General features: G+C 60.8%; 12 protein-coding genes. 3 read left to right on the forward strand and 9 right to left on the reverse strand.

Annotation, left to right across the window (positions count from 1 at the left end; all coding sequences use genetic code 11):
• The first annotated feature begins 3 nt into the window (after window positions 1–3).
• Entirely contained in the window at window positions 4–309 is a 306-nt protein-coding gene (locus tag G3N94_RS10130; protein ID WP_205792247.1) for a hypothetical protein, read from the forward strand.
• A gap of 89 nt (window positions 310–398) precedes the next feature.
• Here the strand turns inward: G3N94_RS10130 and G3N94_RS10135 are convergent, their stop codons facing one another.
• The 3 genes from G3N94_RS10135 to G3N94_RS10145 form a co-directional block, all read right to left on the reverse strand.
• Window positions 399–1127: a M15 family metallopeptidase gene (locus G3N94_RS10135; RefSeq protein ID WP_205792248.1), complete on the reverse strand. Its 729-nt coding sequence runs from the start codon at window positions 1125–1127 to the stop codon at window positions 399–401.
• A 135-nt stretch (window positions 1128–1262) separates the two neighbouring features.
• A complete protein-coding gene (locus G3N94_RS10140) occupies window positions 1263–2291 on the reverse strand; it encodes a D-alanine--D-alanine ligase (RefSeq protein ID WP_205792249.1) in 1029 nt (342 codons plus the stop codon).
• 150 nt (window positions 2292–2441) lie between these two features.
• Complete coding sequence (locus tag G3N94_RS10145) at window positions 2442–2945, reverse strand: DinB family protein (RefSeq protein ID WP_205792250.1); 504 nt, start codon at window positions 2943–2945, stop codon at window positions 2442–2444.
• 65 nt (window positions 2946–3010) lie between these two features.
• On the opposite strand from G3N94_RS10145, the gene G3N94_RS10150 reads away from it, so the two are divergent.
• On the forward strand, window positions 3011–3844 hold the full coding sequence (locus tag G3N94_RS10150) for a helix-turn-helix transcriptional regulator (RefSeq protein ID WP_205792251.1): 834 nt from the start codon (window positions 3011–3013) through the stop codon (window positions 3842–3844).
• 103 nt (window positions 3845–3947) lie between these two features.
• Window positions 3948–4250 carry a DUF1330 domain-containing protein gene (locus tag G3N94_RS10155; RefSeq protein WP_205792252.1) on the forward strand — a complete coding sequence of 101 codons (303 nt, stop codon included), beginning with the start codon at window positions 3948–3950 and terminating at the stop codon, window positions 4248–4250.
• A gap of 159 nt (window positions 4251–4409) precedes the next feature.
• On the opposite strand, the gene G3N94_RS10160 is transcribed toward G3N94_RS10155, so the two are convergent.
• The 6 genes from G3N94_RS10160 to G3N94_RS10185 all read right to left on the reverse strand — a co-directional run bounded on the left by G3N94_RS10160 (window position 4410) and on the right by G3N94_RS10185 (window position 12876).
• Window positions 4410–5159 carry a transporter substrate-binding domain-containing protein gene (locus G3N94_RS10160; RefSeq protein ID WP_205792253.1) on the reverse strand — a complete coding sequence of 250 codons (750 nt, stop codon included), beginning with the start codon at window positions 5157–5159 and terminating at the stop codon, window positions 4410–4412.
• Window positions 5160–5365: 206 nt separating this feature from the next.
• On the reverse strand, window positions 5366–6847 hold the full coding sequence (locus G3N94_RS10165) for a DEAD/DEAH box helicase (RefSeq protein WP_205792254.1): 1482 nt from the start codon (window positions 6845–6847) through the stop codon (window positions 5366–5368).
• Window positions 6848–7058: 211 nt separating this feature from the next.
• A complete protein-coding gene (locus G3N94_RS10170) occupies window positions 7059–10040 on the reverse strand; it encodes an EAL domain-containing protein (protein ID WP_205792255.1) in 2982 nt (993 codons plus the stop codon).
• A 327-nt stretch (window positions 10041–10367) separates the two neighbouring features.
• Complete coding sequence (locus tag G3N94_RS10175) at window positions 10368–11177, reverse strand: hypothetical protein (RefSeq protein WP_205792256.1); 810 nt, start codon at window positions 11175–11177, stop codon at window positions 10368–10370.
• A gap of 219 nt (window positions 11178–11396) precedes the next feature.
• Entirely contained in the window at window positions 11397–12266 is an 870-nt protein-coding gene (locus tag G3N94_RS10180) for a DUF817 domain-containing protein (protein ID WP_205792257.1), read from the reverse strand.
• Window positions 12267–12342: 76 nt separating this feature from the next.
• On the reverse strand, window positions 12343–12876 hold the full coding sequence (locus G3N94_RS10185) for a GNAT family N-acetyltransferase (RefSeq protein WP_205792258.1): 534 nt from the start codon (window positions 12874–12876) through the stop codon (window positions 12343–12345).
• Between the last annotated feature and the right edge of the window lie 70 nt (window positions 12877–12946).

The raw sequence follows: 12946 nt of genomic DNA on the forward strand, positions 1-12946 counted from the left end.
CGAATGAAGCACGTTGGCTCTACCGCTGCCCTGCTTGTGCTTGCCGTCGTCAGCTTGCCGACAGCCTACGGCGCAAGTCAGGACAACGTGCCCGCCGTTCCGGCGGATGCAAGAAATTGTGTCCCGCCGACCTCCCCCGACGCGACGCGAATCTCCCGCTCCCCGTCAAAACCCCCGTTGATCCGCGTATGCGTTGCCGATCCCGACGCGCAATTGACCCTGCCCTGGTTTCTCACCGACATCATCAATGCGGTGAACACGCACCAATCGGGCGGTGACCTGCTTCGCAAGATGCGCAAGGACTTTTGAGTCGCGGGCAGCCCGAAGGCCTGACCGGTTACATCCGGAAACCGTCGCGATCGCGGCAGCGTCGCGGCACGAGCGGATCGGCAAGCGTGCTAGCCGGATGTACCCGTGCCGCATCCGATGGGCGAAATGGCCGAGACCGGCGACCGGGCCATCTCGATCAGCGCCTCCTCCTCGACGGGCCCGAAAAGCGCCTGTGGCTGTTTCTCGCACACGGCCCAGTACCGATCCCCATACGACCAGTGCCACCACTCGGACGGATAGTTCACGAAACCGGCCGCAGTCATCGCATCAAAAAGGATCTGACGATGTCGCGCGGCTTCGCGCGAGATAAAAGCGTTGCTCGTGTAACAGGTTCCAGACGATTCGTCATCCGTAGCATTCATCACGCCGCCCATGTCGACAAGACTGCCATCGGCACGTTGCAACGTCAGGTCGACCGCCGCTCCGGTGGGATGGGCGCCGACGTCGGGCGGGGCAACCCACCTGCTCGCGAGGTCGATCAAAGCATGTTCGTCGGCGTCAGGATATCGCTGGCGCAGCGTGATCATGTGCTCACGGAAGTACGCCCGCTGAACGGCGAGTGGCCGATAACCCTCGACGATCAGAAGGCGAAATGGCGCGCGCAGGAGCCGATTTGCCACACTCAGCCGCTCGGCCACTTCAAGCCGAACCCACAGAAAATGATCGCTGCGGCTCTCGGTGAGCACGCGGCTGGAATCGACCGCGATGCGTTCATCGAACGTTTCCAGATTGACGAACGGATTCGCGCTTTCGACCAACGGCATCTGGCGAATCATCGGATCGGCTAGCGTCAGCATCGAGCGGCCTCAGGCGCAAGTAACCACAGATGAAGGGGATGGATCTGTTCTGTACGACCGGACGATCGTCTGCCCGGCGACAGGGAAAGCGACCAGCGGCAATCGATGGTCGGCAGGCGCTTGCAGCGTCCGACGTCAGTTGCGCGATCGGTGGCGCGCAATCCCTGCATGACAGATGCGTTCGCACAATTGCGCGAACGATATGCCGGATGCGCCGGCGGATTGTGGAAGCAGGCTCGTTGCCGTCATGCCCGGCAGCGTGTTGACCTCCAGGCACCAGAGATTGCCTTGCGCGTCGAGCCGGAAGTCGGTGCGGCTGTAGCCGTCGAGTTTCAACAGTGCGTGCACCTGCAGAGCGGTCTGCTGCGCGGCCTCGACGATGTGCTGCGGCAAGTCGGCTGGAAACAGCTCGCGCACTTCGCCCGCCTGATACTTCGCCTTGTAGTCGAAAACGGCATCCGGCGCGATGACGATTTCACCGACCGTCAAGGCGCGATCGCCCAGCACACCAACGGTCAACTCCCTGCCGGCGATGAACTGCTCGATCATCACTTCCGTATCGAATTCCCCGGCGCGACGCACCGCGGCGTCAAGGTCCGCCGGATCCCGCACCAGTGACAGGCCAACCGTCGAGCCCTGCTGATTCGGCTTCACGATGAGCGGATAGCCGATGCGCTGCAGCACCTCGTCTGCGTCGCAGGGTGCCATCAACCAGTGGGGCGTTCGGATGCCGGCAGCGACGAACAGCTTCTTCGCGGTGTCCTTGTCCATCGCCAATGCGCTGCCCAGATGCCCGCTGCCTGTATACGCGACGCCGGCCCAATCCAGCATCGCCTGAATCGTGCCATCCTCGCCAACGCCGCCGTGCAGCGCAAGGAACACGACGTCGACGTCGGCGAGGTCGCCGGCGGGAAGTATCTTCGGCAAGCTCGATCGAAACTCGGTCAACGCCTGCGACGATGGAGGCGTTTCGTCCACTCGCGATGCCAGCAGCCGAGCTTCCTCTTCGGATGCCAGCAAACCTCGCGCGGAATCCACCGCAACCACGTCGTGGCCCAGGCTTCGCAGTGCGTTGACTACCTGGCCGGCGCTCGCAATGGAGACTTCACGCTCCGTGCTATCGCCACCAAAAAGTACTGCAATTTTCAGCCTGGAATCTCGCACTGAATTCTCCGCGCCATGAAAACCGGTGGAACGACGAAAAGTTTTAAATCATACAATTGTCTGACTATAGCGTATATACAGACCTTTCCGCATGCTTCCATTCAACGCGTGTGGGATTGATACGAATGAGTGACATGTGACAGGCATGGCTTACTTCCGGGCGTGATCGCAGAGATAGACGGTGATGTCCGTGGCCGGGACGACCGTAGACATCCTGCGCAGCGTATCGACGGCGAACCCGCGGTGGAACGTATAGTGATTGACGACATGGAAGAACATTTCCCGTCGCGTCATCACGCCCTCGCCGCCATCCACGAACTGAAAGCGGATTGACTCATCCAGCTCGCTGTCTTGCATCCTGTCGATCCACGTCACATACCAGGTATCGAGTTCGCGTTGCATCGTGCGCAGTTCGCCGAACGTCGTCGTATCGGGAACGTTGCGCACGGTGAACCCGTGTGCACGTCGCTCCAGATGCGCCTGAAAAATCGCGCCGACGGCGTAGTTGTGCCCCAACGTGCGCAGAACACTCCCGAAGACGGTTTCACGGGGCGCCGCAATCTCCGATTCGGGCAGGCCTGCCACCACGTCATAGATCGACTCATTGGCCCATTGACTGTATCGGGCCAGCATTTGCTCGTTGCGCAGTGTCATTGTTGCCTCTTCAGGAAAGCGATCGATGGAAAGTGAGCGGAATACGAATACTGCGTGCAACAGGCATGGTAGATTTCCGTTCGTTGTTTCACGCTCACGATCAGGTCAATCAGACAATAGTTCGGGCCATGCGAGTCGCCATACCGGTGAGCTATGAGGAAGTCCCCAGGGACGTCATAGCGACAGAACGCATCTATCCTTCGGGTTTCACGCATCCCGACCACACGCATGCGCGCGGCCAGTTCGCGTACGCAGCCGAAGGCGTGATGACGGTGTTGACGACGGCGGGAAACTGGATCGTTCCACCGCAGTGTGCGGTCTGGCTCCCCGCCGAAGTTCCGCACGAAATGCAGATGAGTGGCCAGGTGCGGATGCTCAACGCGTTTGTCCACTCGGACGCGCAACAGGCCAGCCTGTTGCCGCGTCACTGCTGTGTGCTGAGCACGTCCCACTTGCTCAGGGACCTGATCTCGGAGGCCGTACGACAACCTGCGCTGTATGAGCCGATGACGCGCGCGGGACGGATCATGGATCTGCTCGTGGACGAGATCGCCGCGATGCAGCCATTGGCGCTCAATGCGCCGCTGCCGAAAGAGCCTCGCCTGGCCGCATTTTGCCGGGAGGTGCTCGCGGCTCCGTCCGCGTCGCTCAGTCTCGACGAAGCGGCAAGCCGGGTCGGGCTCAGTCGCCGCAGCTTCACGCGGCTGTTCCGCGAACAGTTGGGGGTTAGCTACGTCGAGTGGCGCGAGCAGGCGTGCCTGCTCGCGGCCATCGCCTGGTTTGCGCAGGGCCGCTCGATCACGCGCGTCGCCTATGACCTCGGCTACAGCAGTCCGACGGCATTTTCGACGATGTTCAAGCGCATCATCGGCATCGCTCCGCATCACTACCGTCAGTGATGCGCGAACGACGCAGCCTGGCCGTACTCGGAGGTCGACGCGAGGGCGCCTACAATCAAACAGTGACCGTAGGCCGTCGAACTTCCGTGAAAGGGATCACGCCATGACTGCATATCTGATTGCCGATGTCGATGTGAAGGACCCGGCTCTGTTTGAAGAGTACAAACGAGAAGTGCCGGCTACCGAGGCGCGCTATGGCGGGAAATATTTGGGCCGTGGTGGTCTGACTAAAGTGCTCGAAGGTGATTGGCAACCGCACCGCCTTGTCATCGTCGAGTTTCCCGACATGGATTCCTTGATGGCGTGGTATGAGTCGCCGGAGTACGTCCGCCTCAGGGCGCTCCGTGAGAGATGCGCGACGACCAGGATTATCGCGCTGGAAGGAGTTGCAGCCGTAACCTCGTAGGATGTGATTCTGGCGGAAGAGTCGTCGGTTCCGGCCGCTCGTTAAAGGGCGGCGCTTTGCGCATGAACGGTCCTTCGCGATTCAATCATGAAGGACCGCTCATGGCCGATTCTGGCCTCCGGGTATGCCTCGTAACCATGACCCCGCTGCACCAGTTGCTTACTCATCGCGCCGGGCGCATCCATTGACACGTGCGGGCTCCAACTCGTTGTTCGTCAGGCCGTATTTCGCCATGCGAGTTCGATGATCATCGCTTCCCAAATACAAACGAAGTTGCTTGTTCACCGCATCAAGCAGGCGCCCATTGCCTTTATTGAACGAAAATGCCCCGACTGGCGGGCGTTGACGACCGATGCCGGCGGTCTCGTGCGAAACGGCCTCGAATTCCAGACCGCCAATACGAGTTGAAAGTACGCGATTGCCCAAGGCAGTGCTCGCATACGCATCTATTTCACCGGAGCGCAGTGCGTTGATTGCATCTGATTGCTGTTCGAATATGACGAACTGCTCCTCACGCACACCAGATGCTCGAGCCGACTCGTGTTGCACCTGTCCGGTGATGATTCCAAGGCGGGCATCGTGCCGGGCGGCCACGGCTGAATAACTGTCAAGTGATTTCGGATTCCCTGCTCGAACGAGAAATCCGTCGCTGATCGCCCAGACCGGCAGACTGAACGTGACCTGCGCGGCGCGTTCGGGTGTAACGAAAAGTGGGACATTCATATCCCACCGGCCCATCCGGACTCCGGGGAGCAACTCGTTGAATGTTGTCGGATGGTGCTTGATGCTAGTGACGCCAATCGCCGTCAGGACCTGTTCCGCCAACTCGATGTCTGCTCCCGTCGCCCTCTGACCTGATTCGGTCCAGCCGAACGGAGGTTCTTCTATGTAGGCGATCGTAACTTTCATTGCGCTTCTCGCAGAAAGGGAACGGACGAATCAGTGGGGCTGTCGGCAATTCTACTGCGGTAGACGAACGTTACGTTGCGGCCGAACCCGGACCGTCGACGAAGGTCGCACCGCAACGTTGGCTGCCGCGGACGCGGAAGGCTGTCGACGACCCCGCGCGGCCTCACGCGCTGGCGCGGAAACGACAACCGCATCCGGGTGCGGATTCAACCGGTCGATGCAACACGTTTGACGCGGCCACCAGCGGGTTTGCCAGCCGGCTTGCGTGAACCCGCAGCGGGCTTGCCGGCGGGTTTGCTGCGCGGCTTTTGCACACTGAATGGACTACCGCTGGACAAGCTTGTGCCGCTTGTACCGCTTGTGCCGCTTGTCCCTTTACCCGCGGCCACAGCGCGCTGCGACGCAGGCTTGCGTTTGTTCTCGCCACTTTGCGGGCGCGATTTATTGCCGAGCACCTGCGTGGCGCCCGGCGCAGCTTGCGGCACTTTGGGCTTCTTGGGCTTTTTGGGTTTCTTGATGAGCTCGCCCGTCGCGCTGGTTTGCGGCACGCGGTGTTCGGCTTCAAAACCCGGCTCTTCTTCACGGGGCAGCGTTTGCCGGATCAGCGCTTCAATCGCGGCCAGTTGCGGTGCTTCATCGGCACACACAAGGGACACCGCCACACCGCTGGCGCCTGCGCGGCCGGTACGTCCAATACGGTGCACATAGTCTTGCGCGACGATCGGCAGATCAACGTTGATCACCAGCGGCAGGTCGTCGATATCCAGCCCGCGCGCAGCCACATCGGTGGCGACCAGCATCTGGACTTCGCGCGTCTTGAAGCGCTCCAGCGCACGCAGGCGCGCGGGTTGCGGTTTGTCGCCGTGGATGGTGTCGACCGCATAGCCCGCTTCATCCAGCATGGCCGCCAGGTAATCCACGCCATTGCGGGTTTTGACGAACACCAGCGCGTGCTCCCAGTTGTTCTCAGCCACAAGGTGCATGAAGAGCTCAGGCTTGTTCCTTTTATCGACCGTCACCACCCACTGCTTGATCTTGCTGGCCGTGGCATTGGGCGGGCTGACGCTGATATTGACCGGGCCGCGCAGAATGCTCGCCGCCATCGCGCGGATATCATCGGTGAACGTCGCAGAGAACAGCAGGGTCTGGCGCTGAACGGGCAGCGCAGCGAAGACGGCATTGAGTTCGCGCGCAAAGCCCAGATCCAGCATGCGGTCGGCTTCATCCAGCACCAGCGTTTGCACTTGATCGAACTGCACTGCGTTCTGGCGATTGAGATCCAGCAAACGGCCCGGGGTGGCAACGAGCACGTCCACGCCTTTGCGCAACTTCATCATCTGCGGGTTGATACTCACGCCGCCGTACGCGGCCAGAAAGCGCAAGTCGAGGCCTTTGCCGTAAGCGATAAAGCTTTGCAGCACTTGTTCGGCCAGTTCACGCGTGGGCACCAGCACCAGGACGCGCGCGCGGTTGCTGGACACCGCCGGGCCGTGTTGCACCAGCCGTTGCAACAGCGGCAGCGCAAAACCTGCCGTTTTGCCCGTACCGGTCTGTGCCGCAGCCATGACGTCCTTGCCGCTGAGCACAGCAGGAATCGCCTTGACCTGCACTGGCGTAGGTGTCTGGTAATTGAGGTCCTGAACATTACGCAGCAACGGATCGATCAGGCCAAGCGAGGCAAAGGACATGGACGTATTCTGGGCTAAAACCGCAATTCTAGCGGTTACCGCGCAGATTGCCCCGCGCAGATCGATGGTCCGGAAGATCGACGTTGATCGCCGCTGAAGAATGTAGCGGTGCCGGACGCCGCGGCGGCCTGTGTCAACCATTACCTGCTTGACTTTGACTTCACCGTCGTGCGGCTACGCACGAGATCCGCGAGGCGGACACACCATACGACTAATGCAGCTGGCCCGGGGGACCGTCGTCGTCGGACTGATGAAGTTCTCGCTTCCCGATCAATGCCAATATCGCTGGATCTTCGATGAAATCCGCTGCCGAAGTCGCCGCAAGAATCGTCTCTGGCGATTGGGGGCGCGCGATGCCGAAACCTTGCACGAAGTCGACGCGCATGCTCTGCAGTACTTCGAGCGTGGCTGCATCTTCCACCCATTCCGCAATGCTCTGCATGCCGAGATTGCGCGCGAGGCCGATGGCTGCTTCGACGATGGCCGCGTTGGCGGACAGATGATGGATGTCGCGCACGAATCCGCCGTCGATCTTCAGCGCATCGGCCGGCAAGTCACGGAGATACGGAAACGACGTATAGCCGGAGCCGAAGTCGTCGAGTGCGACGCGTGCGCCGAGCTGCTGAAGACTGTCGATCAGCCGCCGGGTATTGTCCAGATCATGCAGCGCGACGCCTTCGGTGATCTCGATGCAGAGCATCGGCACCACGTGCCGATAACGACGGAAAAGCGCGCCAATCTCGGAGACGAAGTGCTCGTCGTTCAACGAAGCGCCGCTCACATTGACCGAAATGAAGCGCGTGCGCGTCAGCTTCGCACGATGGCGGTCGATCCACTCGAGTATCGTTCGGATCACCCACTGGTCGAGCGCGGAGATCGTGCCATTGGCTTCCGCGGCCGCGATAACACGCACAGGTGGAATCGTGCTGCCGTCCGGCGCGCGCATACGCAGCAATACCTCGAAGTCGAGCGCATCGTATGGCGCTTCCATCGACATGATGGGCTGCATCGCCAGGTAGAACCCGTCGCTCGGCAAATCGCCGCTGAACGTTTCGATCAGGCTCAAGTCGCGCGCACGCTCACCGAAGATTGTCGCATTGCTGCGATACGTGACCACGCGGCCGTTGCCATTGCGTTTCGCGTCGCGGCACGCGGCGTCCGCCATGGAGATCGCCTCTTCGGCGCGCAGACCCGGTGGTGATTCGATGACGCCTGCCGATGCCCGAACCTGGAACGCACGCTTGCCGATCCGGTACGGTGCGCCGCCAATGGTGTCGACCATCTTCTGCGCAGCCATTGCCGCGTCTTCGAGTGGTGACGCGCCGAACAGGATCACGAACTCATCGCCCCCAATGCGACCGATGCGGTCGGCCGGAGCGAGTTCGCCTTCCATTCGCTGCCGTACCTGGCGCAATACCTCGTCGCCGATGTGGTGCCCGTACAAGTCGTTGATGAGCTTGAAGCGATCCAGGTCCAGGTAGCCGATGATGCGCTGTTCGCCAGTGGCCACCGCCTGTTCGGTGATGTCGTGCATCTCGCGCTCGATCCCGCGGCGGTTCAGCGCCCCCGTGAGCGGGTCGTGCTCGGCAAGATAGCGTAGTGTCTGGACGGCCCGCTGGCGCTCCGTGACGTCCTGGATGGAGCCTTCGAGCTGGGTGCCGGCTTGAGCAGCACGCACGAGATAGTGACAATGCGTGGCGCCGGCTGCCTCTGATGGATCGTCATCGGTTGCTTCATCGCCAAGCGGCGCGGCATCCCGCGCCAACTCGCGCTCGACGGCGTCGCCACTTGCCATCGCCTGGTCATAAAGCGGCTTCCAGCTTCCCGGCGTGAAGTAATCGTCCCAATGGTGGTGCGCATCGCTGGCACGCATCCCGAGCATGGCTTGAAGCGCGGGGTTGAAACGTGCAAAGCTGCCGTCGGCGTTTAGCGTAAAGAGCCCGACTGGCGTAAGCGCGTACGTTCGATTCAACTCGGCCCGCATGCGCGCGCGCTGTTGACGTTCCGACCGGATCTGCTCGGCGATCGCAAACGCCGCCATCAAACTCGAGATGAGCGCGGCGGTCACGTTGTTCAAGCCGTGAATCAGAATTCGCGTCTTGAACGCTGCCGTCGCGACTTCGGAGAGGCTCGCAAGCAGCGTCACCGCGAGCGCGGCCCCATACCACATGGCCGTGCGCGACGGGGCGTAGATCAGCAACCGGCCGAGCATGAACACCACCACGCCAATCGCGAAGCTTGCCGTGACCCACATGAGCGGCAAGTACATCGGCACCGGTAGTGCGATCGATGCGGCGAGCAGCACAAAGCCAAGCCCAAGGACCGCGCGAAAGAGCCGCTGATAGCCGATGCGCGGCAGGTCGTGGCGAAACAACGTGGCAAAGAGCGTGCAGGTCAGGATGTAGTAGACCGGCACGGTGATCTTGCGAACCAACGAGACCCAGCCAACGGGAATAGGCGAGCCGAGCCACAATGTGTCCCAACCCATCGAGATGGCACCGAGACGAAGGTTGCCAAACAGCCACGCCGCGAACAGGACATACACCCAGTCACGGTTGATGAACGCCGCGACGAGCACGAACACAGCGAGCGTGGCAAGTCCGCCTTCGAGCAGACCGGCACGGCGATAGAAGGTATCGTTGGTTATTTTTTGTTCGGTGTCCGACAGGTAGGTTGCACTGATGGCGGCGGGACCGCTGAAGACGGCACGGCACAAGGCTTCGGTACGCTGGCCGAGCATGAGCGAGACGCCGTTGCCGGAGCGCTCCAGATTGCCGGATACCGTGCGCTGGTCCGATACCTGCCCCAGCGGCTCGAGGCTGGTTCCGTCATAGCAGGCGATCTGCTGGATGTGGCGAGACGGGATTCGCAGGACGACGCGCGACGCGGGCGAACCATTCGCGGGCGGCTGTGTGGCGCCGGCCACGTGAGTCGGGACGGTCGCAGCAAACCAGAACGGTGTTTCGCTTAGCCGCGTGTCATATTGATCGATCGGACGCGTGCGTTGCAGGGCAGTTGCGGCGGTCGGCGCGTCCAGACGGCCAGCCGGATCGGCGAGCACGCGCAGCGCGACCGGCGTGCCGACCGGTACATCGGCAGGGGCACCGGGATTCAGCAGCACGAGCAGGGACAGCATGCCGATCGCGACCGGGACCGCGTAATACGAAAACAGGAAGGAAAGCGTCTCAATCATCGACGCCGTTCGGTCGACACCGCCGCCGGTGAAAGAAAGGTGTGCGCGCCTTAGCGTTATCATCCGTTGTTTTCCATGGACCGGCTTCCAGGTCCGAGATCCTTTACCGACGCCAGTCAAGTGGCGCCCATTGAAGTCGCGCGGTCACACATGAATCTCATCACGGGTCACCGGCCGGGGCGGTAGTGTCCCCGGCCAGCGACCCGACTGTGGATCGCGGCATTTCCAGCACTGCATCCCCGTGCACGCCATTGTACGACCTACCGATGGCCTGCCACCCAATCTTCATGAGATACAGCGCTAGCGTTCACCGCTTTCGCGCACGGGTCACCGCGTAGCCCAGGCAGTGCTTGCGCGCATTGCAACGGCCCCCTGCCCGAGCGCGGCCGGCACCGGCTCTGACCAGGCCAGGGAAGGCGCGGCAGTCAGATCGATATCCGGGTGATGTGTCATCATCATGAACGTGTAAAGCGAGTGCTGTGCGCCGCGCCAGAGCGCCTCCGCACTACCCGGCTGGAATGCCATGACACGATGCGGGATGTTTTGCGCATGGGCGAGCGGCCGGAACTCCTTCTCGCCAAAGACATCACAAAACAGCAGCCCCGCATAGATCCGGTCAAGCGGGGTGCGCGCCGCCACCACCATCCAGTCGATCTGCTCTTGCAGGCAGTACAGATAGAACGCCTTGAAAAGCGCGAGGCGCACCATCCGGCCGGGCTCGCCGGTCTCCACACCGAGGCGCGTCGCCCCGATCAGCCGCCCCGACACCCAGTCGGGCAAATCTACCGACTGTTCAAGGGATAACGGCTGGAAGCGGTTGGACTGAAGTCTCATCGTTCCGACCGGGCGACCGGAGAGCTTCGATTCGGCGAGCAGGATCAGGCCGCCGGGATCGCTGTCGTAGGTCTCCGGCTGATCCATCGTGCGTGCAAAATCCGGGACGTGACGCTGGTAAGCCGCCTGGCGCATCTGAAGGGCGCGCTTCATGCTGTCGCCGTCGGCAACGACGCGCACGGCAAACGGCAATCGTTCGACGCGGCGTCCCGGTCGGGGAGCGCCGGGCTGCAGCGTGGGCGCCATCGATGCAGTCAGAACCGGGCTCGGTTGGGAAATAACGTCTGCGTGGGTTTGGGACATGCTCAGTTCCTTTTTGAGTTGCGCTGTGGCCGGTTGGCCGCAGCGCCTCGGAGCTTCGCATGACACATCGCCCGGCAGCTTTGCAACGGGCATCCAGCTTCACCTTCGCCTCGGACGCTTCATGCGTCTGTGCAGGTCAAGGCCGCTGAAAGAATCGAATTGAATTCAATTGAATTGGCGATGCAGGAACCACTATCCATGCCAGGACGACCAGGTTCCTCACGCAGTTGGCACGTGAATTCTGGCCTTGACATGTTTCAGATTGGCCACGATCGTGAACGTCATGACAATCAACAGCGACCACGAACTCCATTTGCCCGCACTCACCGTAGCCCACGCGCCGATCTGATTGGGATACCGCCAAATTGAAAAGAACGTACTGATGTTTTCGGCGACCCACAGAAAGAATCCGATCAACACGAAAGCCAGAAGCAACGGCATCTTTCTGCGACGATCCAACGGGCGGAAATAAACCGTCGTGCGGGCATACAGTCCGGCCAATCCACATGCCAGGTACCAGCGGTAGTCACCGATGTAGCGATGCGTAAAGAAATTGATATAGATCATCACCGCCATCGCACCCGCCATCCAATACGGTGGATGATGCCGCACGCGGAGCTCCAGAATCCGCCATGCCTGAATCACATAGCTGCCGACCGCTGCGTACATGAAACCCGAAAAGAGCGGAACACCCCAAACCTTCGTATACGCAAAGTCTGGATAACTCCATGACTGGATTCCCTTCGATGTCTTGAATACCTCGAGCCCGAATCCGATCACATGGAACAGACTGATTGCCTTGATTTCATCGACAGATTCGAGTCTGGCCCAAATCATGACAGCCTGGATCGCCAGAGCAATCACCAGTAGCAAATCGTAGCGAGGGATACCCAGCAAGCCTGCACGCGGCACCGTAAACATCGCCAGAAAAATTGCCGCGGCGAACAGACAACAGCGAGCCTCTTTGATGCCGAAAGCGAGACACTCAAAAAATACACGCCTTGAGCCTGCCAGGGCACGACCTCGACTTGAGGCAGTCAGGCAAAAGTCTATCCAGTTCCGGTGCTGCTTCGCTTTTGTTGTAACCATCGACAACTGAGTCAGAAAAAGGGCCGTTTGGAAAGCGGCAGGTCAGTGTTCGACATGGCGCCCCGTTTCGTCCGATCTACCGGATGATCCGCTCGTAGAGCGATGCAATATATCCGCTAGGAAACGGTTTCATTCCGACGCGAGCGAAGCCCAGCGATTCATAATAGGCACATAGTCTTGCGTTCTTCACTTCGCAGTCCAGTCGTAATCGATCACGGTTGTGGGCGCGAACGAATTCCGCAGACCAGTCGATTGCGTAGTTGCCAAGGCCAAGACCGCGAAAGCCATCGCGAACAGAAAGTCCATGCAGGTATCCGGCATTGGGTTCCCGTGGTCCCCAGTATTCGTCGTCTTGCCACGAAAGTGACATCATCCCTGCCGCGATCCCGTCTTGCTCGACAACGTATAAACCGCCTTGATCCAGTGTCCGCTGGGCCGCCTCGACCGTCCACCCGCTTCGTCCCCAAACGAAGTCTCCCCTGCTCAGTTTGTACGCAGTTGCATCGTTGCGAATAGTCGCAAGAAGGGGAACGTCCTCCGCCCTGGCATCACGGACATGCAGCCGATGAGGGGAAACGCCTGCACAGTCGGAACTCGTTGAACTCGCCATTTCCTGTTGAAAGCTCCTGACAAGACGGCCTGCGTGGGGGCCTTATGGGGCTGGATTGTCAGCGATTCTC

Source organism: Burkholderia sp. Ac-20353, from assembly GCF_017104785.1.
Classification (GTDB): domain Bacteria; phylum Pseudomonadota; class Gammaproteobacteria; order Burkholderiales; family Burkholderiaceae; genus Burkholderia.